The 23,454-nt window shown below is 70.8% G+C and carries 20 protein-coding genes; 4 read left to right on the top strand and 16 right to left on the bottom strand.

Going from position 1 to position 23,454, the window contains the following annotated elements; translation table 11 throughout:
• Positions 1-31 precede the first annotated feature (31 nt).
• A complete protein-coding gene (locus tag OHA61_RS21390) occupies positions 32-1,891 on the bottom strand; it encodes a hypothetical protein (RefSeq protein WP_406304363.1) in 1,860 nt (619 codons plus the stop codon).
• A gap of 691 nt (positions 1,892-2,582) precedes the next feature.
• On the opposite strand from OHA61_RS21390, the gene OHA61_RS21385 reads away from it, so the two are divergent.
• Positions 2,583-3,053, top strand: a complete 471-nt coding sequence (locus tag OHA61_RS21385) for a subtilase-type protease inhibitor (protein ID WP_406304362.1) — start codon at positions 2,583-2,585, stop codon at positions 3,051-3,053.
• Positions 3,054-3,062: 9 nt separating this feature from the next.
• On the opposite strand, the gene OHA61_RS21380 is transcribed toward OHA61_RS21385, so the two are convergent.
• From OHA61_RS21380 to OHA61_RS21370, 3 genes are all read right to left on the bottom strand, one after another.
• Positions 3,063-3,185, bottom strand: coding sequence for a hypothetical protein (locus OHA61_RS21380; protein ID WP_324978964.1), 123 nt, complete (start codon positions 3,183-3,185; stop codon positions 3,063-3,065).
• Positions 3,186-3,273: 88 nt separating this feature from the next.
• Complete coding sequence (locus OHA61_RS21375; RefSeq protein ID WP_406307413.1) at positions 3,274-4,137, bottom strand: alpha/beta fold hydrolase; 864 nt, start codon at positions 4,135-4,137, stop codon at positions 3,274-3,276.
• A gap of 563 nt (positions 4,138-4,700) precedes the next feature.
• A complete protein-coding gene (locus OHA61_RS21370; protein WP_324985588.1) occupies positions 4,701-5,393 on the bottom strand; it encodes a metal-dependent transcriptional regulator in 693 nt (230 codons plus the stop codon).
• Between the two features lie 234 nt (positions 5,394-5,627).
• Here OHA61_RS21370 and OHA61_RS21365 point away from each other — a divergent pair, with 234 nt between their 5' ends.
• Positions 5,628-6,383, top strand: a complete 756-nt coding sequence (locus tag OHA61_RS21365) for an SIS domain-containing protein (RefSeq protein WP_361909793.1) — start codon at positions 5,628-5,630, stop codon at positions 6,381-6,383.
• A 40-nt stretch (positions 6,384-6,423) separates the two neighbouring features.
• Here the strand turns inward: OHA61_RS21365 and OHA61_RS21360 are convergent, their stop codons facing one another.
• Complete coding sequence (locus tag OHA61_RS21360) at positions 6,424-7,809, bottom strand: PAS domain-containing protein (protein WP_389370560.1); 1,386 nt, start codon at positions 7,807-7,809, stop codon at positions 6,424-6,426.
• A gap of 632 nt (positions 7,810-8,441) precedes the next feature.
• Here OHA61_RS21360 and iscB point away from each other — a divergent pair.
• On the top strand, positions 8,442-9,782 hold the full coding sequence (gene iscB, locus OHA61_RS21355) for an RNA-guided endonuclease IscB (RefSeq protein WP_406304360.1): 1,341 nt from the start codon (positions 8,442-8,444) through the stop codon (positions 9,780-9,782).
• Between the two features lie 257 nt (positions 9,783-10,039).
• On the opposite strand, the gene pdxH is transcribed toward iscB, so the two are convergent.
• Positions 10,040-10,675, bottom strand: a complete 636-nt coding sequence (pdxH, locus tag OHA61_RS21350; protein WP_406307412.1) for a pyridoxamine 5'-phosphate oxidase — start codon at positions 10,673-10,675, stop codon at positions 10,040-10,042.
• Between the two features lie 346 nt (positions 10,676-11,021).
• On the opposite strand from pdxH, the gene OHA61_RS21345 reads away from it, so the two are divergent.
• Positions 11,022-12,122, top strand: a complete 1,101-nt coding sequence (locus tag OHA61_RS21345; RefSeq protein WP_324985573.1) for a citrate synthase 2 — start codon at positions 11,022-11,024, stop codon at positions 12,120-12,122.
• On the opposite strand, the gene OHA61_RS21340 is transcribed toward OHA61_RS21345, so the two are convergent.
• The 10 genes from OHA61_RS21340 to OHA61_RS21295 all read right to left on the bottom strand — a co-directional run bounded on the left by OHA61_RS21340 (position 12,101) and on the right by OHA61_RS21295 (position 23,453).
• The gene (locus OHA61_RS21340; protein WP_406304359.1) at positions 12,101-13,135 is read right to left on the bottom strand and encodes an isopenicillin N synthase family dioxygenase; all 1,035 of its coding nucleotides are present in this window, start codon (positions 13,133-13,135) and stop codon (positions 12,101-12,103) included. The two genes, OHA61_RS21345 and OHA61_RS21340, sit on opposite strands and share 22 nt — an antisense overlap.
• Before the next feature lie 222 nt (positions 13,136-13,357).
• A complete protein-coding gene (locus OHA61_RS21335; protein ID WP_406304358.1) occupies positions 13,358-13,759 on the bottom strand; it encodes a PIN domain-containing protein in 402 nt (133 codons plus the stop codon).
• A complete protein-coding gene (locus OHA61_RS21330) occupies positions 13,756-14,007 on the bottom strand; it encodes a hypothetical protein (protein WP_406304357.1) in 252 nt (83 codons plus the stop codon). The genes OHA61_RS21335 and OHA61_RS21330 overlap by 4 nt, the downstream gene beginning before the upstream one ends.
• Positions 14,008-14,054: 47 nt before the next feature.
• Positions 14,055-14,633 carry a TetR/AcrR family transcriptional regulator gene (locus OHA61_RS21325; RefSeq protein WP_324985560.1) on the bottom strand — a complete coding sequence of 193 codons (579 nt, stop codon included), beginning with the start codon at positions 14,631-14,633 and terminating at the stop codon, positions 14,055-14,057.
• A complete protein-coding gene (locus OHA61_RS21320) occupies positions 14,621-15,367 on the bottom strand; it encodes an enoyl-CoA hydratase family protein (RefSeq protein ID WP_406307411.1) in 747 nt (248 codons plus the stop codon). Before OHA61_RS21320 ends, OHA61_RS21325 begins: the two co-directional genes overlap by 13 nt.
• Before the next feature lie 20 nt (positions 15,368-15,387).
• Complete coding sequence (locus OHA61_RS21315) at positions 15,388-16,965, bottom strand: 4-coumarate--CoA ligase family protein (RefSeq protein WP_406304356.1); 1,578 nt, start codon at positions 16,963-16,965, stop codon at positions 15,388-15,390.
• A 48-nt stretch (positions 16,966-17,013) separates the two neighbouring features.
• Positions 17,014-18,141 (bottom strand): acyl-CoA dehydrogenase family protein, encoded by a 1,128-nt coding sequence (locus OHA61_RS21310; protein ID WP_406304355.1) that lies wholly within the window; start codon positions 18,139-18,141, stop codon positions 17,014-17,016.
• On the bottom strand, positions 18,138-20,177 hold the full coding sequence (locus OHA61_RS21305; RefSeq protein ID WP_406304354.1) for an acetyl/propionyl/methylcrotonyl-CoA carboxylase subunit alpha: 2,040 nt from the start codon (positions 20,175-20,177) through the stop codon (positions 18,138-18,140). Before OHA61_RS21305 ends, OHA61_RS21310 begins: the two co-directional genes overlap by 4 nt.
• Positions 20,178-20,184: 7 nt before the next feature.
• A complete protein-coding gene (locus OHA61_RS21300; RefSeq protein WP_406304353.1) occupies positions 20,185-21,783 on the bottom strand; it encodes an acyl-CoA carboxylase subunit beta in 1,599 nt (532 codons plus the stop codon).
• On the bottom strand, positions 21,780-23,453 hold the full coding sequence (locus OHA61_RS21295) for an acyclic terpene utilization AtuA family protein (protein ID WP_406304352.1): 1,674 nt from the start codon (positions 23,451-23,453) through the stop codon (positions 21,780-21,782). Before OHA61_RS21295 ends, OHA61_RS21300 begins: the two co-directional genes overlap by 4 nt.
• Position 23,454 lies beyond the last annotated feature (1 nt).

The raw sequence follows: 23,454 nt of genomic DNA, 5'->3' as shown, positions 1-23,454 counted from the left end.
GCACGACGGGGCAACACGTGCCCCTGATCGCTCAGTTCGCGAGCAGCGACTCCAGTATTGCCTCGTCCGGCGGCCGCACCCTGGTATCGACCCCGCTCGGGCACGACGGATTGAGCCGGAGCCTGGCCAGATCGCGGCCTGCGACGCCCCAGGCGTACCAGGACGACCGTTCCCAGGCCAGCTGCGGCGGGTTGTACCAGCCGTCGCCGAGGCCCCCGAGCACCAATTGGGGCTCGTCGAGCCCCGGTCCGAGCCGGTAGACCAGCCCGCCGAACACCGAGGCGTACACCTGGCCGCGGTGGACGCTCAGTTCGCCGTAGCTCGGCAGTTTGCCCGTCCGCAGGACCGTACGCGTCTGGAGGTCCATCGCGAACCAGGCGCCCGCGAGGCGCTTGTAGACCCCGTACAGCACACCGTCACACACCTCGATGTGCTGAATGCTCGCGTACCCCTCGACCGGTGCGACCTCCCACAGCACCTCGCGGCGCCGCAGGTCGAAGGCGGCGATCGTCGCGCTCGGCCGGGTCGGCGGCACACTGCCGCCGCCCCAGGTGTCCCCGGCGAGATAAGCGATCGGGCAGCCGTGCCGGTCGTCCAGCGCGACCGACATCACGCTCTGGTCGACGATCACGTCCCGGTAGACCTGGAGTCTGCACCGCCAGGTGTCCACCACGGTCAGCGCGCCCTTGAGCAGGCCGACGCCCGGGGCGCTCGACAGCAGCAGGCGTTCGCGGCCGAAGCGCACGAAGTCCGTGGGCCGCTGCTGCTCGTGGTCGATGAAGCCCAGTGACCTGACCCTGCCGCGGTCCGGGTCGAGCTGGATCACCTCGGTGCTCGGGTACATCGCCGCGTACACCTTGCCGTCGATCACCCGCAGCTGTTTCGGCTCGCCCGCGACCCTGACCCGCTTGGGCGTGCCGCGCTCCGGCCGGTGCGTCGTGATCGAGAAGTGCCCGCCGACGTGGACCGACCCGTGTGATCCGTACGTCATGGACTGCACGGGATCCGGCCCGGACAGGCCCGCGTCGATCAGCTCCAGTATGTCCGACTGGCCGCCGGCCACATCGAGCCACCAGAGCCGGCCGCTGCCAGCGCCGCCGAGCAGCGTTCTGCCCCCGTCGAGCGGGATCAGCGCGCGGTGCTCGTCGCCGCTCACCGGCGCGACGACCGGCACGAGCGTGTCGCCGTCCCGCCGGTAGACGGTTCCGGTGGGGCGGCCGACGCAGTACAGCGTGCCGTCCTCCGTCATCGTCATCGCGTCAATCAGCCGCTCGGCCGCCGGCGTCGCGATCACCCGTGCGTCGCTGCCGTCGGCCGCCATGTCGACGAGGTACTTGGTGAGCGCCGCGATCACCCGGCCGCCGCGGGCGATCATGGCGGCCGCGCCGCCGTAGGGCGTCGGCGTGAGGTTCGTCTTCACACCGGTAGTCCGGTCGTACGCGACGACATAGCCGGACGGCAGCGTGCCCGCGTAGACGTACCGGTCGTCGGCGGTGATCGCGCGTACGTACTGCTGGCCGGGGACGGCGTTGCCGAGATTGCGCAGGGTGCCGGTGGCCGGCTTGTACTCCCACACTTCGCCGCGCGGAGACGTGCCCGCGTAGACCGTGCCGTCGGGCGCCGTGGTCAGACACCAGACGAATCCGCCCGACGGGCCCACCGTGCCGATCAGCTTCACCTCGCCGGTGGCCGGGTCGAAGCGGTAGATGTCCGGGAACGGATAGGTCCCGAGGTAGACCTGCCCGCCCGATACGGTCGCCGCCCAGCCGCCCTCGCCGCGCCCGAGCCGGACGGTTCTGGTGAGGGTTCTGGACGTCAGATCGATCTCGCCGAGGAGCGGCGGGCTCTGACCGCGGGCGACGACGTACGCGCGGTCGCCGAGGGTTGTCATACCTACTATCGCGGCCGTGAACGATGCCACGCCGTAGGTCGAGAGGGGAGGGCCCGAACAGTCCTCCACCCCAGTGGTCGTACTCGTGTCACCGGTGGTGCTGGTCGCGCCGGCTCGGCCGGCTGGGTCTGCCGTGCTGGTTGTGCCTGCGGGGTCGGCCTTCGCCGTGCCCGGGACCGCGATCTGCCCCGCCACGGACGCCAGTGCGAACCCGGCCCCGGCATGCAATAACCGCCTGCGTTCCATGCGTCACTCCCTGAGACTCGGAGACCGTACTCAAGGTAGATGCGGAATCCACGGACCGTCAGCGATCTCGCACGGGTCGGATGAGAATGTCTCGCCGCTCGGCGTGTCGGAAGGATTAGCACCCGTATACGTTCCGCCCCCGAAGGCGGAACTCACGGCCGTCGCAACGCCCCTGACCGAGCGGCAGTTTCCAGACGATGCGACCCTCTCGCACGGAGAGTCGTCCGCACATCTGCGCAGCTCAGAAGATAGTTTTCCCTTGCACCACCGAAGATCGTCCATATGCTGGACACCCCTCCGCACCTGCCCCGAGCTGCCCGAACGACCATTCGGTCACCACCGAACGAACGTACGCGGCCGGAAACGCGCGATCGATGTGCACTCACTGTCCGCATGCGCAAGACTCCCGACCGCAATCACCCCCCGAGCGAAGGAGTTTTCACACATGCGTTACATCCGAAACACAGTCGCCGCAGTCGCCACGGCATCCGCACTTGTGCTGACCGGCACCGCGGCGACCGGCGCCGCACAGGCCGCCCAGCCCACGCAGCCCACGCAGCAGCCCGCCCAGGCGAAGAGCCTGTACGCCCCCTCGGCCCTCGTCCTCACCATCGGTATGGGCGAGACCGCCGAGACCGCCACGGTGTCGCGCGCCGTCACCCTGACCTGCGCCCCGCGCCCCGACGGCACGCACCCCGCCGCCGCGGCCGCGTGCACGGAACTGTTCATCGTCGACGGCCAGTTCTCCGCGCTGGGAGAGAAGACCTCGCACAAGATGTGTACGCGCCAGTGGAACCCCGTGGTGATCAGCGCCCAGGGTGTCTGGCAGGGCAAGCGGGTCGACTGGTCGGCCATGTACGGCAACCCGTGCGAGATGGAGGGCAGCATGGGCGACGGCTCGGTCTTCAACTTCTGACCGGTCCGCTCACCCGAGGTTCCACGAGGCTGACAGCGCTCCCCCGCAGCGGACGACCTCGAACCTGAACGTCACGAGGCCGACCTCGCCGACCGCCCAGCCGCTGCCGCCGCGGCTGAAGGCGGTCCCCATCCCCGCAGGGACTAGGGCCCTGTCCGGTCGATCTTGCCGTAACTCCGGCGCCCCGCCCAGAAGTTCGCGACCCGGCGAGGCGCCTCACTCATGGCGTCAGGACGCCGTCGAGGAACGGCTCGATCGCCGTCCGCCAGCCTTCCGGCTGGTCGTAGTGCACCAGGTGGCCGGCGTCCGCCACCTCCCCGTACTCACCCCGCGGCAGGACCCGCACCATCTCCTGGGCCTCCGCGCGGCCCAGTTCGCCGTCCAGGCCGCGGACCACCAGCGTGGGGCACTGGACCTGGGCCAGTTCCTCCCAGTGCGCGTCATGGACCCAGGTCTCGCGGGACTTGAGCATCTGGCGCCGGGAGAAGACCGGCCGCCAGCCGTCCGCCCGCTCGGCCATGACCTCCGCGAAGAACTCACCGCGGGCCGGGTTGTTGCGCTCCACCCAGGGGTCGTCCTCGCCGAACCACTTCCGTACGTCCGCCAGCGTCGCGAAGGGGACCGGCCAGGAGCGGAACCAGTCCTCCCATTCGCGCTGCGAGGCCGCCCCGAGCGCCGAGGCCCGCATGTCGCAGATGATCAGCGCCTGGACCAGGTCCGGGCGCTTGGCCGCAAGCTGCCAGGCGGTGAGCGCGCCCATCGAGTGGCCGATCAGTGTCACGGGGGCCAGGCCCAGCTGCTCCACCGCCTCCTCCGCGTCGGCGACGTACGCCTCGCGGGTGAAGGGGCCCTCCGCCGGCTTGTCGCTGCGGCCGTGGCCGCGCTGGTCGAGGGCGACCGCCCGGTGGCGCTCGGCCAGCCAGCGGGCCGTCGATGCCCAGTGCGAGGCACGGCCCATCAGGCCGTGGAGCAGTAATACCCCGGGGGAGCGCTCCGCCTCGCCGCGCCCCTTGGGCGGATCCGCGAACTCCCAGGCAGCCAGGCGTACGCCCTCGGCTCCGGTCACATCGATGCGCCGCACCATCTGGCCTGGCACCCCCTTCTCTCCCCCGGTGGTCGAGCTCCGTCTCGTCCTGCCAGACTATCGAACCTTTATTCGAAAACCGGGTTCTGGCGCGCAACACCGCTCGTTCGAGTGACCGCGCTCGAGGATTGACTCCCGTGGCCGTGGGGAGATCTTCAGCGGGAGGCGGGCCACTCGGGGAAGAGGGTCCGAGGGGATTGACCTTGAGAGCTCGGGGCTCCGGGTCAGCACAGGGGAGGACAGGCCCCGGCGCCCATGGGCGCCGGGGCCTTCCCCTGAAGAAGGGACGTACGAGTGGTCGAGCGGGACGCTCGGGCCGTGCGCGGTGCTCGGGCTGTACGCAGTGCACGGGATGTGCTGAGCGCGCTGCGGTGCGCGCGGGGCGTACGACGGGCGCATACCGTGATCCTCCCCCTGGCTTCGCCGGGTGGACTCCCACCCCGGCCACGGGTCATATGCCTCAGCCACAGCCTGGCACGCGATTCGCCCGGGCGCTGCCATTCCGGACGGAAAACGGTTACTGGCGGGTGAATAACCGCTACCGGCCGACGCCGGCGACCGCCCTACTGCTTGGCCACGAAGACATGCGAGGCCACATCCGCCTGCAGCTCCGCCGCCTCCCCACTGCTGCCCACCAGCACTCCGCCCGCGGACTCCGTCACGCTGACCACCGAACCGGGCTGCACGCCCGCCCGCCGCAGTGTGTACATCAGCTGCGCATCCGTCTGGATCGGCTCACCAATTCGGCGTACGACCACGGTCTTGCCGTCCGCGCCCGGGTCAAGGTCGGCCAGCGAGACCATGCCGTCGTCGAGGAAGGGATCGGCCTCCGCCTTCTCGCCCAGCTCCTCCAGGCCCGGGATCGGGTTCCCGTACGGAGACTCCGTCGGATGGCGCAGCAGCTCCAGCACCCGCCGCTCCACCGCCTCGCTCATCACATGCTCCCAGCGGCACGCCTCCGCATGGACCTGCTCCCACTCCAGGCCGATCACGTCGACGAGCAGACACTCGGCGAGCCGGTGCTTGCGCATGACGCGCGTCGCCAGCCGCCGGCCCTCATCGGTCAGCTCCAGGTGGCGGTCGCCCGCGACCTGCACCAAGCCGTCCCGTTCCATACGCGCCACGGTCTGGCTCACCGTCGGGCCGCTCTGGTCGAGCCGCTCGGCGATACGGGCGCGCATGGGCACCACACCTTCCTCTTCCAGTTCGAGGATGGTGCGGAGATACATCTCCGTCGTGTCGATCAGTCCGGACATACGTGCCCCTCGATGCTGTGACTAGAAAATCAGTCGTGCGCTGGCCCCGACCCAATTCTTGCGCATCCCACCGACAACCGTGCCGTGCCCGGGGAAGCCGGTCGGTGAGAGCGTATTGACAGGGCAATGGTCCAGACCGCAACGTGATCGACGGCACTGGTATTCCCCCAGCGGCCCGTCTGCGTACTCCTTACGTACCCATCCGCGTTCCCACCCCACGGAAAGGGCTCGGCGATGAGCGAGAGCAAGCTGGCCGGTCAGTTCTTCGACGCCGCGATCGGTCTGCTTCAGCGCGTACGGGACGAGGAGGCCGCGAACGTCGCCGAAGCCGGGGCCGCGATCGCCGACACCGTCGCCGCGGGCGGCCGCCTGTTCGCCTTCGGCGCCGGGCACTCCTCTCTCGCCGCGCAGGACGTCGTCTACCGCGCGGGCGGATTCGCCCTGATGAATCTGCTCGCCGTCCCCGGCGTGGTGGGCGTCGACGTCATGCCCGCGACCCTGGGCTCGGCGCTGGAACGCGTGGAGGGTCTCGCGGGCGCGGTCCTGGACTCCAGCCCCGCCAAGTCCGGCGACGTCCTCGTGATCATCTCCCTGTCCGGGCGCAACGCCCTGCCCGTCGAGATGGCCATGAACGCGCGGGCGCTCGGACTCAAGGTCATCGGCGTGACATCGATGGCGTACGCGCAAGAGACCAAGTCCCGGCATGTCTCCGGCACCTTCCTGAAGGACCACTGCGACATCGTCCTCGACTCGAAGATCGCGGTCGGCGACGCGGAGCTCACGCACGAGGGCATCGAGGCGCCGTTCGCGCCCGCGTCCACCGTCGTCACCAGCGCGCTGATGCAGGCGACGATGGCGGCGGCGGCCGAGCAGCTCGTGGAGCGCGGGATCGAGCCGCCGCTGCTGCGCTCGGGGAACGTGGACGGCGGGCACGACTGGAACGGGCGCGTGATGACGGAGTACGGGGACCGGATCTTCTTCCGGCACTAGCTGCGCGCCGGGCCCCCGGTTGCGCCCCCTTACTCCTCCGCTACTCCTCCGCCCGCTGCGCCAGGTCCAGCGACGCCGCCGCCAGCACCGCCACACTCTCCGCGTACATCGCGTCCGCCCGCTCGAAGGCCGGCCGGCTCGCCCCCCGCAGGAACGTCACCACGCCCAGCGTCCGGCCCCGGCTCCGCAGCACCGTGCACAGCGCGTGCACGGCGTCCCGCGGCCACTGGCGGTCCGCCGCCCAGTCACCCGTCGCGGCCGCCGGCGCGGGCGCGCTCGCCCGGACCGAACCATTGCGGTCGGCCGCCTGGAGCGCCGGATGGCCCTGCGGATAGCGGACCGGGAAGCCGCCGCCCGCCACCGCGACGCACGGACCCGGCGCACCCGACGGGGTCGCCGCCGCGCGGACCAGGCGCTCCCCGTCCGGCTCCATCAGATCGAGCAGCGCGTGGTCCGCGAAACCCGCCAGCGCGAAGTCCAGATACGCCGTCGCCGCCTCCATCGGGTCCTCGCACTCCGCCGCGGCCCGCCCGGCCCGGTGCAGCTGGCTCGACCGGAAGCGCAGCCGGTCCGCCTCCTGCTCCGCCAGCTTCGACTCCGTCACGTCGTGGAACAGCCACCCCACCCCGAGCGGCACCGGCTCCTCCGCCAGCGGCGAGGCCAGCCGCAGAAAACCACTCCGCCAGCACCGGCGCCGCTCCCCCTGCGTCGTGCTCAGCGTCACCCACAGCTCCGCCAGGCCCCGCGGCGCGCCCTCCGCCAGCACATGATGGAGCGCGCCCTCCAGCTCCTCGACACCCTGGACGACCAGCTCACCCAGCGGCCGCCCGAGCGGAGACGTACGCCCCGCGCCCAGCGCGCGCGCCGCATAGCTGTTGACGACCGTCGGCCTCAGATCCACATCGACCAGGACGACACCCCATGACGCGTCGTCGAACAGCGCCTCACTCAGGGCGATGGACCGCTCCAGGTCGATCTGCGCATGCACCTCGCTGAACGCGCAGTACACCCCCGCGGGCTTCCCGTCCGCGCCCAGCACCCGCGCCGACTGGGTCCGTACGAGAACCCGCCCGCCGTCCTTGCGCAGCAACGCGAACTCATGAACCTGCCGCCCGGGAGCGTCCATCGCGGCCATCAGCCGCCCCTCCACCTCCCCGGCATCCGCGGTCCGCACCGCCCACCCGGCGAACCCGCGCCGCCCCACGGCCTCCTCGGAGGACCAGCCGAGAATCCGCTCCGCCTCACGGTTCCAGTGCGTGATCGTGCCGCCGGCGTCGAAAGCGCACAGGGCGGCATCCATCCCGTCAAGCAGCGCCGCGAGCAACTCCGACCCGGGCACCGGCGCAGAATCGTCCAACCCCGCGCCCTCCCGGTCCGGCTCGTCGGGCCCCAGCGCACTGGTGGTCTCACTCCTGGAAGCACTCATCCTGAACCCCCTGGCAGGACGTGTCCGCGCGAACTGTGCACGTCAGATCATTCAACTGGAACGTGACACAGGACACACCCTGTTCCCGGAAATCGTTGCCTTCCGGAAATCGGCCGAATCGGCGCTACACGATGAGCGGTCACCTGTTCGAGATTCCGGAGCCGATCACACATACGAGGGCATTCGGCCAGCTCCGGGCATTCGGCGGAGTCCGCCTGGCTAGCGTCGCTCACCACACGTCGATAGGAGGCCACTCGCTCCCTGGTCTCCCAGCCAGGGTCTGCCCCGTCACCGGGGCGGGCCGAGTGGCCAGCCCAAGTCATCGCGATCGCGAGATCAGAAGGAGGTGCCTTCGATGACTACGTTTCCTCCAGGCGAGCAGACCCACCGGGCTGTGCTTCCTCAGCAGCCCGCTCTGGAATCCGTGGGAGCAGACACCCCCTGGGAGCGGGGACGAAACGGCTCACGGACACCCCGCCAGCGCACGGGGCTCCGACAGGGAACATAGGCGAGGGGAGACCGGCGGGCGCAGCACCCGGCCCCGTCGGCGTCACGCCGCACAGGCAGAGACCGGGGACGGTGACGTCCTCACACATGGCAACAGGTACAAGGGCGGAGCAGGAGCAAGCTCGGTGTTCGTCCTCGCGAAGGACGGACAACCCCTCATGCCCTGCCACCCGGCCCGGGCTCGCGAACTCCTGACCAGAGGGCGGGCGGTGGTCGCGCGGCAGGCACCATTCACCATCCGCCTCAAGGACCGCACGCACGCCGACTCCGACGTCGCCGGAGTACAACTACGCATCGACCCGGGCTCAAAAGGCACAGGGATCGCCCTCACCGACACCAAAACGGAAATCGCCGCGGACGGCACACCGATGACCGTGCGACGGGGGCTCGCATCAGTCGAACTCCAGCACCGGGGCGAGCAAATCCACAAAGCCATGGGGCAGCGGGCGGGATACCGCCACAGACGACGATCAGCCAACTGCCGATACCGGGCGCGCCGGTCCAACAACCGCGCCCGCCCCCGGGGCTGGTTGGCCCCGTCGCTGCGACACCGAGTCGACTCGACACTGTCGATCGCCCGGCGCCTCTGCCAATACGCACCAGTCACCGAGATCCATGTCGAACGGGTCGCGTTCGACACCCACGCCATGAGCGAGGGCAGAAGCCTCACCGCGGTTGAGTACCAGAACGGCACGTTGGCAGGGACCGAGATCCGCGAGTACCTGCTCGCCACATGGGGGCGCGCATGCGCCTACTGCGGAGCCACAGGCGTGCCGCTGAACATCGAGCACATACGCCCCCGCAGCCGTGGCGGCTCCAACCGCGTCTCGAATCTGACCCTCGCCTGCGTCCCCTGCAACCAGGCAAAGGGATCCACTCCCGTCGAGAAGTTCCTGGCCAAGCGGCCGAATCGCCTCGCGGCGGTCCTGGAGCAGGCGAAAGCACCGCTATATGACGCCGGGGTCATGAACGCGACCCGCTGGCAACTGACCGATGCCCTCAAGACCCTCGGAAGACCGGTACATGCCTGGTCAGGAAGCCGTACGAAGTGGAACCGCACTGCCATGGGCCTGGCCAAGTCCCATACCCTCGACGCCCTCTCCGTCGGTCGGCTTGACCACGAGAGCGGGGACGCCATCGTCCGCGTCCCGCGGCAGGTCTGCGTCATCAGGGCTACAGGGCGCGGCGTATACGCCCGCACCACCCCCGACCGGTTCGGATTCCCTCGGCTCCGGCGTTCGCGCCGCAAGCGGCACTACGGCTTCGCCACCGGCGACCTCGTCCGTGCGACCGTGCCCACCGGGAAGTGGTTAGGCACTTGGACCGGCCGGATCTCTGTGCGGGCCACGGGCCAGCACAGCATGACGACACCGACTGGCCGCTTCAGCGTTTCCTACGTGAATCTGCAGCTCCTCCAGCGGGCCGATGGCTATGCGTACTCCAGCAAGCGAGAGGTCACCGAATAAATGGGTTGATCCGCTGCCCGGAGGTTCCTAATGTGTCGTGCACACAGGAAAGGAGGTGTTCCGGAAGTGATTTCTTCTCGGACTCGTGAGGTGGCTGCGGGCTGACGGCCCGTCGTCGCACTCTGTGTGCAGCCGACTGACCGTCGGCCGAAATTCCAAGCAGTCACCGACCCGCGGGCTCGCCGGTATGTCCGGCCGGCTCCTCCGCAAGGAGGGACCAGAGCCCGCGGGTTTCTGCGTATCCGGGCACCCGGACGTCACGGCGCCAGCCGCTCCACCCGCCACGGCGCCGCCCCCTCCTCGCCCGTACGGACATACCGCAGCCGGTCGTGCAGCCGGTTCTCGTGGCCCTGCCAGAACTCCATCGCCTGCGGTTCGACCCGGTAGCCGCCCCACTCCGGCGGGGCCGGGATCTGTTCGCCCTCGGGGTAGCGGGTCGCCAGCTCCTCGTATCTGCGCAGCAGGTCGTCGCGTGAGCCGATCACCGAGGACTGTTCGCTCGCCCAGGCGCCCAGCTGCGAGCCGTGCGGGCGGGTGCGGAAGTACGCGGCTGTCTCGTCGCGGCCGGTGCGGGCCGCCGTGCCCGTGACGATGACCTGGCGGGCCAGGGGGTGCCAGGGGAAGAGCAGCGAGATGTGCGGGTTGGCGGCGAGTTCCTGCCCCTTGCGGGAGCCGTAGTTGGTGTAGAAGACGAAGCCGTCCGCGTCGTACTGCTTGAGCAGCACCGTGCGCGAGGAGGGGTGGCCTTCGGGTGTGGCGGTGGAGACGATCATGGCGTTCGGTTCGTGCAGACCGGCGAACGCGGCCTCCTCGAACCAACGGGCGAACTGTTCCATGGGGTTGTCGGCCAGATCCGTCTCCAGGAGCGGTGTGGAGCGGTACTGCTTGCGCATGACGGCGGGGTCGTACGGGAGCGGATCGGGCTGCGGGGCGTCGGGAACCGGGTTCGGGGCGGAGTGGTCGGTCACGGGGCCAATATTGCCGCAGGGGCCGAGTTTGCCCGGCACGGAGTGCCGCTAATCCTTCCCGTCCGGAATGGGGCAGTGTGCCGGATGTCACGCTTCCCCGCATGAGGCGGACCCGCCAAAATCTTGGGTCGGGCCACTGTGGCCTCCATACAGCAGGGGATATCGTGCCTGCCTCCCCGGCGGTTGGGTGACCACCTCCCGCACGGGGCATCACCGGAGTGACAGATCCACTCCGACCCCTGCTCGTCGTACACATCTTGAGGAGCCGCTGATGTCCGACTTCGTACCTGGACTCGAAGGAGTCGTCGCGTTCGAGACGGAGATCGCCGAACCCGACAAGGAGGGCGGCTCCCTGCGCTACCGAGGTGTCGACATCGAGGATCTTGTCGGCCATGTCGGTTTCGGGAATGTGTGGGGGCTGCTGGTCGACGGCGCGTTCAACCCCGGGCTGCCGGCCGCCGAGCCCTTCCCCATTCCCGTGCACTCCGGTGACATCCGTGTCGATGTGCAGTCGGCGCTGGCGATGCTCGCCCCGGTGTGGGGTCTGAAGCCGCTGCTGGACATCGACGAGGCGCAGGCGCGTGACGATCTGGCCCGTGCCGCGGTGATGGCTCTGTCGTACGTCGCCCAGTCGGCGCGCGGCCAGGGGCTGCCGATGGTGCCGCAGAGTGAGATCGACAAGGCCGAGTCCGTCGTGGAGCGGTTCATGATCCGCTGGCGCGGGGAGCCGGACCCGCGGCACGTCAAGGCTGTGGACGCGTACTGGACCTCGGCCGCCGAGCACGGCATGAACGCCTCCACGTTCACCGCGCGCGTGATCGCTTCCACGGGCGCGGATGTCGCGGCGGCGCTCTCGGGCGCGGTCGGCGCCATGTCGGGGCCGCTGCACGGTGGTGCTCCCTCCCGTGTGCTCGGGATGATCGAGGAGATCGAGCGCACGGGGGATGCGACGGCGTATGTGAAGCGGGCGCTGGACAAGGGCGAGCGGCTGATGGGCTTCGGGCACCGGGTCTACCGCGCCGAGGACCCGCGGGCGCGGGTCCTGCGCCGTACGGCCAAGGAGCTGGACGCGCCGCGGTTCGAGGTGGCCGAGGCGCTGGAGCGGGCCGCGCTGGAGGAGCTGCACAATCGCCGTCCGGACCGGGTTCTGGCGACGAACGTGGAGTTCTGGGCGGCGATCATGCTGGACTTCGCGGAGATCCCGGCGCACATGTTCACGTCGATGTTCACCTGTGCCCGTACGGCCGGCTGGTCGGCGCACATCCTGGAGCAGAAGCGCACGGGCCGCCTGGTGCGGCCGTCGGCGCGCTATGTCGGTCCTGCGGCGCGGGACCCGCGCGAGATCGTCGGTTACGAGGACATCGCGGGCTGACGCTCCTGCTTCAGCAGGTCCGCGTGGTGGCGGGCGGCGACCAGCGGGTGTGCCCGCAGTTTCCCCTTGAGTTCGTTGCGGCCGTACTCCGCGAACAGCGGGTTCGCGGGGTCTGCCGTCACGCCCGGCGCGTTCGCCGCGTACGGGAAGGGCAGCGGTTCGATACGGGCGTCCAGGCGCGGGTTGTAGAAGAACGGCACGGAGTAGCGCTCGACGGCTCCGGGCGGGCTGACCACGCGGTGGTTGGTGGCCTTGAGGTAGCCGTTGGTGGCGACTTCGAGGAGTTCGCCGAGGTTGACGACGAAGGCTCCGGGCAGCGGCGGCACCTCGTGGAACTGCCCGTCGCCGCGTTCGACCTGGAGTCCGCCTATCTCGTCCTGGTGGAGCAGGGTGAGGAAGCCGTAGTCCTTGTGGGCGCCGACGCCCTGGCCGCCGTCGGGGCCGCTGCCGGGGTAGCGCACCAGCTTGAGGTGGAGGTGGGCACGGTCGCCGAAGGCGTCGTCGTAGAAGCCGGGGGACGCGCCGATGGCGGCGAGCAGTTCGTGCAGCAGTTTGTCGGCGACGGAACTGAGCCGGTCGATCCAGGTGAGTGCGGCGGTACGCAGCTCTGGCAGGGCGGCGGGCCACTGGTTGGGACCCTGCAGCCACCAGTAGCCGGGCTCGCCCTGGCCAGGCACGTGGGCGGGCCGTTCGGCGCCGATGTCGAGCTGGTCGCGCCAGTCCTGGGCGCCGCCGGTGCGTTCGTCGCCGATGCGCGTGTAGCCGCGGAAGTGCGGCGAGTTGATGTTGTCGATGGCGAGCCGGTCGGCATCGGGCAGCGCGAAGAAGGCCCGCATGGCGCTGGTGAGGGCGGCGGTCTCGGCGTCGGTGACGCCGTGGCCGGTGAGCTGGAAGAAGCCGACGTCGTGGGCGGCGCTGTGCAGCTGGGCGTGCAGCAGGGCCCGGGCCTGGGGGCCGCGGTCGGCGGCCGGGAGGTCGATGACGGGGAGCTGAAGGTACGACATGGTTTGCATCCGCGGGGTGTACGGGTCCCGTGGGGCCGCCGGGGGTGGGGCGGGGCCAGGGGTGCCGGGTGGAGAGGGGGCTGTGCGCTGGGTCAGACGGAGCGCGGACAGCCCATGCTCGTGACGCGGACGTAGTCCACGTGGCGGCGTCGTACGAGCAGAAGCATTCGCCCAGGGTACTGCGGAGCGGGCGGAACCGTAATGGCCCGGGTCACAGACCGGAAACGGGCGTCAGAGGCTCATAAGGCGGACCCTGCCGCCGCAGAGCCGGGCCATGTCATCGAGGTCGGAGGTCAGCATGACGACCGGCCCGGGCTGGCGCAGCGCCATCTCGGCGACGGTCGCGTCGATGGCGTACTTGTGGCCGTGCAGCCCGGTGCCCTTCAGGAGGCGGGCCGCCGCCTTCGCGGACGCCTCGGTGACCGGCTCCACCTTTACCTGCGACAGAGCCCACTGAAGCCGAGGCAGGTTCACCCGGGCGTGCATCACCTCGACGATGGTGTTGGCGCAGACGACGAATTCGGCGCCGGCCTTGTCGATTGCCCTGAGGATCGCCGTGATCTTGCGGTCCTGCGTGAGCCAGGCGGACAGTCCTTCGGAATCCAGCACAAGGGTCTGAGCGAAGAAGCTCACGCTGCCCTCGCCGCCGGGTTGTCGGGGCTGAGCGCCTCGGCGATCCGGGCCCGTGCCTCCGCGAGTTCCTCCTCGGTGAAGGCGCCGTGCTCCTCCTCATAGCGCTCGAACTCTTCGTCGCGCAGCTGGTGCCTTATCTGGCGGGCAACCGCCTCCGCCACATAGGCGGACACGTTGTCCGTCAGCTTCTTCAGCGCCTCCACATCCTTGGTGGGGAGCGTCACCGTGATGCGTGTCGTCTCAGCCATGAGATGAGCGTACAGCAGATCTGCATACCCCGGTATGCAGATACGTTTCAGCCCAGCGCCTCCTCCAGCAGCCGCGCCCACTGCGCCACCACCCGCTTCCGACGCGCCGCGTCGTCCGTCAGCAGATTCGCCAGGCCCAGCCCGCGGGCCATGTCCAGCACGCCCTGGACCGTCTCCCGCACCCCGGGCACGGACTCGTCGGCCTCCAGCAGCCGGACCGCGATCCTGTGGGTCTCGCGGCCGACCCGGGCCTCCAGTTCCGTGACCCGTGAGCGCAGCTGCTCCTCGTTGGATGCCGCGACCCACAGGTGCAGGGCGGCCCGGAACAGCGGGCCCGTATAGAGGTCGACGAGAGCCGCGACGACCGCCGTGCGGTCCTGTGTGGGGAGCGCTGCCAGTGCCTGCGAGCGCTCTTCCGCGACGTACTCGACGGCCGCCGTGAACAGGTCCTCCCTGGTCGGGAAGTGGTGCTGCGCGGCGCCCCGTGAGACTCCCGCCCGCTCTGCGACCACCGAGACGGTGGAGCCCGCCCAGCCGTGTTCGGCGAGGCAGGACACCGCGGCCTCCAGGAGCCGCTGGCGGGTCGCCCGGCTGCGGTCCTGCTTGGGGGAGGTCACCACACCCATGCGGCATCCCGTCGTTCGAGGAAGGCCGTCATCCCCTCGCGGGCCTCGGCGGACGCGAACAGGGACGCCGAGCGCTGGACCAGGTCCTCGGCGTCCCGGTCGAAGGCCTCCAGCACCCTGGCCGCGAGCAGTTCCTTCGATGCGGCGAGGCCCTGCGGGGATGCTCTGCGCAGTCCGTCGAGCACCGGGGCGAGCGCCGCGTCCACGTCGTCGGCGGCGAGGGTGAGCAGTCCGGTGCGGGCCGCCTCGGCCGCGTCGAAACGCTCACCGGTGAGGTAGTAGCGCTCCGCCGCGCGCGGGTCCATGCGCGGCAGCAGGGGCAGGGAGATGACGGCGGGCGCGACCCCGATGCGTACCTCCGTGAACGCGAAGTCCGCGCCCGTGGCGCCGGCCGCGATGTCGCACGCGCCGAGCAGGCCGAGGCCGCCCGCCCGTACGTGCCCGGTGACGCGGGCGACGACCGGTTTGGGCAGCGTGACGATCTGCCGCAGCAGGCCGACGAAGGTGTACGGGTTGGGCGGGGCCTTCAGGTCCGCGCCCGCGCTGAACGTGGACCCGGTATGGGTGAGCACCACAGCCCGTACGGACTCGTCCTTGGCGCAGTCCGCCAGCGCCTGCGCCAGCTCGCCGACCAGCCGCGCCGACAGGGCGTTGCGGTTGTCCGGCGAGTTGAGCGTCAGGGTGGCGATGCCCCGTTCGCGTGCGGTGGCGAGGAGCGGCGGGCGCTGCGTCATGCCTTCCGGCAGGCTTTCCGTCACGTGTTCTCCCTCTCCCGGTCCCTCAGTTCACGCCTGAGGATCTTTCCCGACACGGCGCGGGGAACCGCGCCGATGAAGTCGACGCGGCGGATCTTCTTGTACGGCGCGACGCGCTCGGCGACGAAATTCATGATGCCGTCCTCGCTGAGGTCGTCGGCGGCCGGCTGCCGTACGACGTACGCCTTGGGGATCTCGTTCCCGTTCTCGTCGTACACACCGATCACCGCCGCGTCCGCGATGCCCTCGTGGGTGAGCAGCAGCGCCTCCAGCTCGGCGGGCGCGACCTGGAAGCCCTTGTACTTGATGAGTTCCTTGACCCGGTCGACGACGAAGAGCCAGCCGTCGTCGACCCGGCCTATGTCGCCGGTGTGCAGCCAGCCGTCGGCGTCGATCATCCGGCCGGTGTCCTCGGGACGTCCGAGATAGCCCTTCATCACCTGCGGGCCGCGGATCGCTATCTCGCCCTCCTCGCCGGGTGCGGCGTCCTTGCCGGGGTCGTCGAGGGAGCAGATCCGCATCTGGGTCGACGCGATGAGTTTGCCGACGGTGCCGGGCGGCGGGTTCTCGGCGCCCTTGGGGACGAGGTGGGTGCCGGGCGAGAGTTCGGTCATGCCGTACGCCTGGCCGATGGGCGGCAGCCCGAGCCGCTTGGAGCAGGCCGCGGCCAGCTCGGCGTCCAGGGGCGCGGCCGAGCTGATGATGTATTCCAGCGAGGACAGGTCGAACTTCGCGACGGCCGGGTGCTTGGCGAGGGCGAGGACGATCGGCGGGGCGACGTAGATGGCGTTGATGCGGTGCGTCTCGATCGCCGCGAGGAAGCTCTCCAGCTCGAAGCGGGGCAGTACGACGACGGTGGCGCCCTGCCGCAGCGGCGCGTTCATCAGCGCGGTGAGTCCGTAGATGTGGAAGAACGGCAGTACGGCGAGGATGCGCTCGCCGGGACCCATCGGCATCAGCGGGTGGAGCTGGGCGAGGTTGGTGGCGATGGAGCGGTGCGTGAGCATCACTCCCTTGGGGATGCCGGTGGTGCCCGAGGAGTACGGCAGTGCGGCGATGTCCTCGGCCGGGTCGATGACGACGTCCGGCTCGGGTGCGGTCGAGCCGAGCATGTCGAGGATGCTCACATGCCCGTCGGCGCGGTCGCAGACGAAGATCTCCTCGATGCCCGCGGCCAGTTCGGCGGCCCTGCGGGCGACTTCGAGCAGCGGTGAGACGGTGACGATCCAGCGGGCGGAGGAGTCACGCAGCTGCTTGGCGAACTCCTCCGCCGTGGCGAGCGGATGCACGGTGGTGACCGAGGCGCCGGCGCGGGTCGCCCCGTAGAAGACGGAGGGGTAGGCGACGGTGTTGGGGCTGTGCAGGGCGAGGACGTCGCCCTTGCGCAGGCCCGCGTCGGCGAGGGCGGCGGCGATGCGCCGGTGGAACCGGTCGAGCTGCGCGTACGTGACGGTGGTGCCGTTCACGCCGTCGACCAGGGCGATGGCGTCGCCGAACTCGGCTGCTCGGGCCAGCACGGCGTCGTGGATCGGCTCGGTGACGGGCGTGACACTTGCGTACTCGCTCTGAAACACCATCGTGGCCCCTCGCTGTGTCCTCCGGGTGGACGCCCAGAATCTCCTTTGTCAGTAGGACTTGGGGAGACCCAGGGACTGGTGGGATACGTAATTCAGGATCATCTCGCGGCTGACCGGGGCGATCCGGGCGACCCTGGCGGCGGTGATGAGGGAGGCGAGGCCGTACTCCCGGGTCAGGCCGTTGCCGCCGAGGGTGTGGACAGCCTGGTCGACGGCCTTCACACAGGCCTCACCGGCCGCGTACTTGGCCATGTTGGCGGCCTCGCCCGCGCCGATGTCGTCGCCGGCGTCGTAGAGGGCCGCGGCCTTCTGCATCATCAGCCGGGCGAGTTCGAGCTCGATGTGGGCCTGGGCTAGGGGGTGGGCGACGGCCTGGTGGGCGCCGATGGGCTCTTTCCAGACCTGGCGGGTCTTGGCGTAGTCGATGGCGCGGGCGAGTGCGTACCTTCCCATCCCGATGGCGAAGGCGGCGGTCATGATGCGCTCGGGGTTGAGCCCGGCGAAGAGCTGGAGCAGACCGGCGTCCTCGTCCCCGACGAGGGCGTCGGCGGGCAGGGCGACGTTGTCGAGGACCAGCTCGAACTGCTTCTCCTGGGCCTGCAGTTCCATGTCGATCTGCGAGCGCTGGAAGCCTTCGGCGTCGCGGGGGACGATGAAGAGGCAGGGCTTGAGCCTGCCCGTACGGGCGTCTTCGGTGCGGCCGACGATGAGGGTGGCGTCGGCGATGTCCACGCCCGAGATGAAGACCTTGCGCCCGGTGAGCACCCAGCCGTCGCCGTCACGGCGCGCGGTGGTCGTGATCCGGTGCGAGTTGGACCCGGCGTCGGGCTCGGTGATGCCGAAGGCCATGGTGAGGCTGCCGTCGGCGAGGCCCGGCAGCCACTTCTGCTTCTGCTCCGGGGTCCCGAACCGGGCGATGACGGTGCCGCAGATGGCGGGTGAGACGACCATCATGAGGAGCGGACAGCCCGCGGCGCCCAACTCCTCCAGAACGATGGACAGTTCGGCCATACCGCCGCCGCCACCACCGTGCTTCTCAGGGAGGTTCACGCCGAGATAGCCGAGCTTGGCGGCCTCGGCCCACAGCTGTTCGCGTTCGTAGCCCCGGCCGTGGCGCTGTCCGAGCGCGGCGACGGCGGCACGCAGTGCGGTGTGTTCCTGGCTCTCGATGGTCATGACGCGGTGTCCTCCTCCTGTGTGGCTTCCGCCGTTGCTTCGTTGACGACGGCGAGCAGGGCGCCGACCTCGACCTGACGGCCGGGTACGGCGTGGAGCGCGGTGAGGATGCCGGAGGCGGGCGAGAGGATGCGGTGCTCCATCTTCATGGCCTCCAGCCATACGAGCGGCTGCCCCTGGGTGACCTTGACCCCCGCGGCGAGCCCGTCCCCGACACGGACGACGGTGCCGGGCATGGGCGCGAGCAGCGAGCCGGGCTCGGCCCGGTCCTGCGGATCGGTGAACCGCGGCCGCACGGCGAGCGCGTGCGCGCCGGTGGGGCTGTCGATGTGGACGTACCCGTCACCGTGATCGGCGACGTCGAAGGGCCGCACGACCCCGTCGATCTCGAGCCGCACCCGGTCCGGCCGGGCGTCGACGACGCGCACACCGGGATCGTCGACGAGCTCGAACCCGCCGCCGCGGGTTCGGCGGTACCGGACCTCGTGCTCGCCGTAGCCCTTGGCCTGCGGCTGCGAGTGCAGATTCCGCCAGGCTCCGGGCCGGGCGGCGGCATCGGCGACCGCGGCGGCGACGGCGGCGTACCGCTCCCCGGCGGCGGGCGCGGTGAGGGCGTCGAGGTGCCGCTCGTAGAACCCGGTGTCGAGCCGGGCGCCGGTGAAGTCGGGATGCTCCAGGGAGCGCACGAGCAGAGCCCGGTTGGTCACGGGCCCGTGCACGCGCGCCCGCCGCAGGGCCTGGGCGAGCAGCCGTACGGCGGCGTCGCGGGTGGGTGCCCAGGCGATGACCTTGGCGATCATGGGGTCGTAGTGCACGCCGATGGAGTCCCCGGCGGCGTACCCGGCATCGACGCGCAGCCAGGGGGCGGCGTGCACGAGGTCGTGGCCTGCGGCGGCCCCACCTCCGGGGCCGTCGTCCACGGGCCCGCCCGCACGCAGCGCCGGGCTCGCGGGGGTGTGGGGGGTCCCGCCCCCCACGTTCAAGGGCGGGCGGGTGGGAAGGACCCGTACATCAAGGGCCCGCAGCACCCCCGTCTGCGGCGTCCCCCCCGTCGCCGGGTCCTCCGCGTACAGCCTCGCCTCCACCGCGTGGCCCCTGGCCTCCGGCGGCGTCGCCGGGAGTCGCGAACCCTCCGCCACCCGCAGCTGGAGCGCCACCAGGTCGAGGCCGAACACCGCCTCCGTCACCGGGTGTTCGACCTGGAGGCGGGTGTTCATCTCCAGGAAGTGGGCGCGGCCCGCCGGGGAGATCAGGAACTCCACCGTGCCCGCGCCCCGGTAGCCCACCGCCCGCGCCGCCGTCACCGCCGACTCGTGGAGCGAGGCGACCAGTTCGGCGGGCAGGCCCGGCGCCGGGGACTCCTCGATGACCTTCTGGTGGCGGCGCTGGAGCGAGCAGTCGCGCGTCCCGAGCGCCCACACCGTCCCGTACGCGTCCGCCAGCACCTGCACTTCCACATGGCGCCCGCCCTCGACGTACGGCTCCAGGAACACCTCGCCGTCACCGAAGGCCGACGCCGCCTCGGAACGCGCCGCCTCCAGCTCGGCACCCAGAGACGACAGTGCGCGCACCACGCGCATGCCGCGCCCGCCGCCCCCCGCCGCCGCCTTGACCAGCAGCGGCAGGTCCGCCTCCGTGACCGTCGCCGGGTCGAGGGGCGCGCCGCCCATCAGTTCCTTCGCGCGCGTCTTGGACGCCATCGCCTCGATGGCCGAGGGCGGCGGCCCGATCCACACCAGGCCCGCGTCCGTCACCGCCCGTGCGAACTCCGCGTTCTCGGACAGGAATCCGTAGCCGGGATGCACCGCGTCCGCGCCCGCCGCCAGCGCCGCCTTCACGATCAGGTCGCCGCGCAGATACGTGTCCGCGGGCGCCGCCCCCGGCAGTCGTACCGCCGCGTCCGCCTCCCGCACATGCAGTGCCGACGCGTCCGCGTCCGAGTACACCGCGACCGTCGCAATGCCCAGCTCGCGACAGGTGCGAAAGACCCGGCAGGCGATCTCGCCCCGGTTCGCGACCAGCAGTGTGGAGATCATCAGTGCCTCACATCCGGAAGACGCCGAAGCCGCCGCGCGCGCCCTCGACCGGTGCCGTGTGGATCGCGGACAGGCACAGTCCGAGGACCGTACGGGTGTCGCGGGGGTCGATCACGCCGTCGTCGTACAGCCGCCCCGAGAGGAACACCGGAAGCGACTCCGCCTCGATCTGCTGCTCGACCATGGCGCGCAGCCCCGCGTCCGCCTCCTCGTCGTACGGCTGCCCCTTCGCGGCGGCCGAAGCGCGCGCCACGATCGACAGCACGCCCGCGAGCTGCTGGGGCCCCATCACCGCGGACTTGGCGCTGGGCCAGGCGAAGAGGAAGCGCGGGTCGTAGGCCCGCCCGCACATGCCGTAGTGCCCGGCCCCGTACGACGCGCCCATCAGCACCGACAGATGCGGGACCTTCGAGTTCGACACCGCGTTGATCATCATCGCGCCGTGCTTGATGATGCCGCCCTGCTCGTACTCCTTGCCGACCATGTAGCCGGTGGTGTTGTGCAGGAAGACCAGCGGCACATCGCGCTGGTTCGCCAACTGGATGAACTGCGCCGCCTTCTGGGACTCCGCCGAGAAGAGCACGCCCTGCGCGTTGGCCAGCACGCCCACCGGATAGCCGTGCAGCCGCGCCCACCCGGTCACCAGGCTCGGCCCGTACAGCGGTTTGAACTCGTCGAAGTCCGAGCCGTCGACGACCCGGGCGACAACCTCGCGCGGGTCGAAGGGAGTCTTGAGATCCTCGGGCACGATCCCGAGCAGCTCCTCCTCCGCATACTTGGGCGGCGCGGATGGTCCCGGATCGCCGTGCGCCTTGCGCCAGTTGAGGCGGGCGACCACGCGACGGGCCTGCCGCAGCGCGTCCGCCTCGTCGAGGGCGAAGTAGTCGGCGAGTCCGGACGTACGGGCGTGCATCTGAGCGCCGCCGAGCGACTCGTCGTCGCTCTCCTCCCCCGTCGCCATCTTCACCAGCGGCGGCCCGCCCAGGAAGACTTTCGAGCGCTCCTTGATCATGATGGTGTGGTCGGACATGCCGGGGACGTACGCGCCTCCGGCGGTCGAGTTGCCGAAGACGACCGCGATCGTCGGGATCCCGGCCGCCGACAGCCTCGTCAGATCCCGGAACAGCGCCCCGCCGGGGATGAAGATCTCCTTCTGGGACGGCAGATCCGCCCCGCCGGACTCGACGAGCGAGATGCAGGGCAGCCGGTTGGCGTACGCGATCTCGTTGGCGCGCAGGGCCTTCTTCAGCGTCCAGGGGTTGGACGCCCCACCGCGCACGGTCGGGTCGTTGGCCGTGATCAGGCACTCGACGCCCTCGACCACGCCGATGCCGGTGACCATCGACGCGCCGACGGGATAGTCGCTGCCCCACGCCGCGAGCGGGGACAGCTCCAGGAAGGGCGTGTCGGGGTCGAGCAGCAGCTCGATGCGTTCGCGCGCGAGCAGCTTTCCGCGCGCACGGTGCCGGGCGACGTACTTCTCGCCGCCGCCCGCGAGCGCCTTCGCGTGCTCGGCCTCCAGCTCGGTGAGCCGGCCGAGCATGGCCTCGCGGCGGGCGGCGTACTCGGGCCCCGTGGGGTCGACGGCCGAGGCGAGCACGGTCACAGCAATACCTCCGGGATGTCGACGTAGCGCGAGCGCAGCCACTCGCCGAGCGCCTTGGCCTGCGGATCGAAGCGGGCCTGCGCGGCGACGCCTTCGCCGAGGATTCCTTCGACGGTGAAGTTCAGGGCGCGCAGATTCGGCAGGACATGGCGCACGACGGTCAGCTCCGCGGTCTCCGGGAGCAGCGCGCGGAAGCGGCTCACGGTCAGCTCGTGGGCAAGCCAGCGCCAGGCGTCGTCGGAGCGCGCCCACACGCCGACGTTGGCGTCGCCTCCCTTGTCGCCGCTGCGGGCGCCGGCGACCAGCCCGAGGGGCGCGGCCCGGCGCGGCCCGGCGGGCAGTTCCGCGGGCAGCCGGCCCTCGTCCGGGACCGGCTCGACGTCCTTCGTACATACGGGAGTCGGCACCGTGATCCGGCGCCCGTCGGGCAGTACGGCCGTGTGCGTCAGCTCGGCCGCGTCGATGTACTCGGCTTCGAAGACCCCGTACGGCGCGCCCTTGCCGGGCGGGGCCGTCACATGGAAGCCCGGGTAGCTGCCGAGCGCCAGCTCGATCGCCGCGCCGCTGACCGCACGCCCCACCTTGCCGGGGTCGCTGTCGCGCACGACGAGGCGCAGATAGGCGCTGGCGCGCTCCTCCGTGTCGCCGTCGGGCCGCTCGGTGCGGGCCAGTTCCCAGCGGACCTCGGCCGGGCGGTGCTTGCCGAAGGCGTCGTCGAGCTGTTCGCGCACCAGGCGGGCCTTGGCCTCGATGTCGAGCCCGGTGAGCACGAACACGACCTCGTTGCGCCAACCGCCGATGCGGTTGAGGCCGACCTTGAGGGTGGGCGGCGGGGCTTCGCCGCGTACGCCGGAGATCCGCACCCGGTCCTCGCCGTCCTGCGCCAGCCGTACGGTGTCCAGGCGCGCGGTGACGTCCGGTCCGGCATAGCGCGCGCCTCCGGTCTCGTACAGGAGCTGCGCGGTGACCGTGCCGACGTCGACGAGGCCGCCGGTGCCGTCGTGCTTGGTGATGACGCTGGTGCCGTCGGCGTGGATCTCGGCGAGGGGGAAGCCGGGGCGGCGTACGTCGTGGCCGCTGAAGAAGGAGTAGTTGCCGCCGGTGGCCTGGGTGCCGCATTCGAGTACGTGCCCGGCGACGACCGCGCCCGCGAGCGCGTCGTAGTCCTCGGGCCCCCAGCCGAAGTGCGCGGCCGCGGGCCCGGTGACGAGCGCGGCGTCGGTGACCCGGCCGGTGACGACGACGTCGGCCCCGGCGCGCAGGCACTCGGCGATTCCGGCGCCGCCGAGGTAGGCGTTGGCGCTGAGGGCGCCGGGGAAGCGGTCGGCGAGATCGTCGCCCTCGACATGGGCGACCTTGACGGGGACGCCGACGCGGTCGGCGAGTTCGCGTACGGCGTCGGCGAGTCCTGCCGGGTTGAGCCCGCCCGCGTTGGCGACGATCTTCACTCCGCGGTCCTGGGCGAGGCCGAGGCTTTCCTCCAGCTGCCGCAGGAAGGTCTTGGCGTAGCCGAGGCGGGGGTCTTTCAGCCGGTCGCGGCCGAGGATGAGCATGGTGAGCTCGGCGAGATAGTCGCCGGTCAGGACGTCGAGGGGCCCGCCGGTGAGCATTTCCTTCATGGCGTCGAAGCGGTCGCCGTAGAAGCCGGAGGCGTTTGCGATGCGCAGCACG

This window comes from Streptomyces sp. NBC_00885, from assembly GCF_045207475.1.
GTDB lineage: Bacteria > Actinomycetota > Actinomycetes > Streptomycetales > Streptomycetaceae > Streptomyces.
Note: the sequence above shows the minus strand (reverse complement) of the source record. Positions and strands in the feature narration are given on the sequence as shown.

Excerpts from the sequence above, each read along its gene's own strand:
- OHA61_RS21385 (WP_406304362.1), top strand. The coding sequence starts at position 2,583 with ATGCGTTACATCCGAAACACAGTCGCCGCAGTCGCCACGGCATCCGCA.
- OHA61_RS21370 (WP_324985588.1), bottom strand. The coding sequence starts at position 5,393 with ATGTCCGGACTGATCGACACGACGGAGATGTATCTCCGCACCATCCTC.
- OHA61_RS21340 (WP_406304359.1), bottom strand. The coding sequence starts at position 13,135 with ATGCAAACCATGTCGTACCTTCAGCTCCCCGTCATCGACCTCCCGGCC.
- OHA61_RS21345 (WP_324985573.1), top strand. The coding sequence starts at position 11,022 with ATGTCCGACTTCGTACCTGGACTCGAAGGAGTCGTCGCGTTCGAGACG.
- OHA61_RS21390 (WP_406304363.1), bottom strand. The coding sequence starts at position 1,891 with ATGACAACCCTCGGCGACCGCGCGTACGTCGTCGCCCGCGGTCAGAGC.
- OHA61_RS21325 (WP_324985560.1), bottom strand. The coding sequence starts at position 14,633 with ATGGGTGTGGTGACCTCCCCCAAGCAGGACCGCAGCCGGGCGACCCGC.
- OHA61_RS21360 (WP_389370560.1), bottom strand. The coding sequence starts at position 7,809 with ATGAGTGCTTCCAGGAGTGAGACCACCAGTGCGCTGGGGCCCGACGAG.
- OHA61_RS21375 (WP_406307413.1), bottom strand. The coding sequence starts at position 4,137 with ATGGTGCGGCGCATCGATGTGACCGGAGCCGAGGGCGTACGCCTGGCT.
- OHA61_RS21320 (WP_406307411.1), bottom strand. The coding sequence starts at position 15,367 with ATGACGCAGCGCCCGCCGCTCCTCGCCACCGCACGCGAACGGGGCATC.
- OHA61_RS21330 (WP_406304357.1), bottom strand. The coding sequence starts at position 14,007 with ATGGCTGAGACGACACGCATCACGGTGACGCTCCCCACCAAGGATGTG.
- OHA61_RS21365 (WP_361909793.1), top strand. The coding sequence starts at position 5,628 with ATGAGCGAGAGCAAGCTGGCCGGTCAGTTCTTCGACGCCGCGATCGGT.
- OHA61_RS21310 (WP_406304355.1), bottom strand. The coding sequence starts at position 18,141 with ATGACCATCGAGAGCCAGGAACACACCGCACTGCGTGCCGCCGTCGCC.
- OHA61_RS21380 (WP_324978964.1), bottom strand. The coding sequence starts at position 3,185 with ATGGGGACCGCCTTCAGCCGCGGCGGCAGCGGCTGGGCGGTCGGCGAG.
- pdxH (WP_406307412.1), bottom strand. The coding sequence starts at position 10,675 with ATGCGCAAGCAGTACCGCTCCACACCGCTCCTGGAGACGGATCTGGCC.
- OHA61_RS21315 (WP_406304356.1), bottom strand. The coding sequence starts at position 16,965 with ATGGTGTTTCAGAGCGAGTACGCAAGTGTCACGCCCGTCACCGAGCCG.
- OHA61_RS21305 (WP_406304354.1), bottom strand. The coding sequence starts at position 20,177 with ATGATCTCCACACTGCTGGTCGCGAACCGGGGCGAGATCGCCTGCCGG.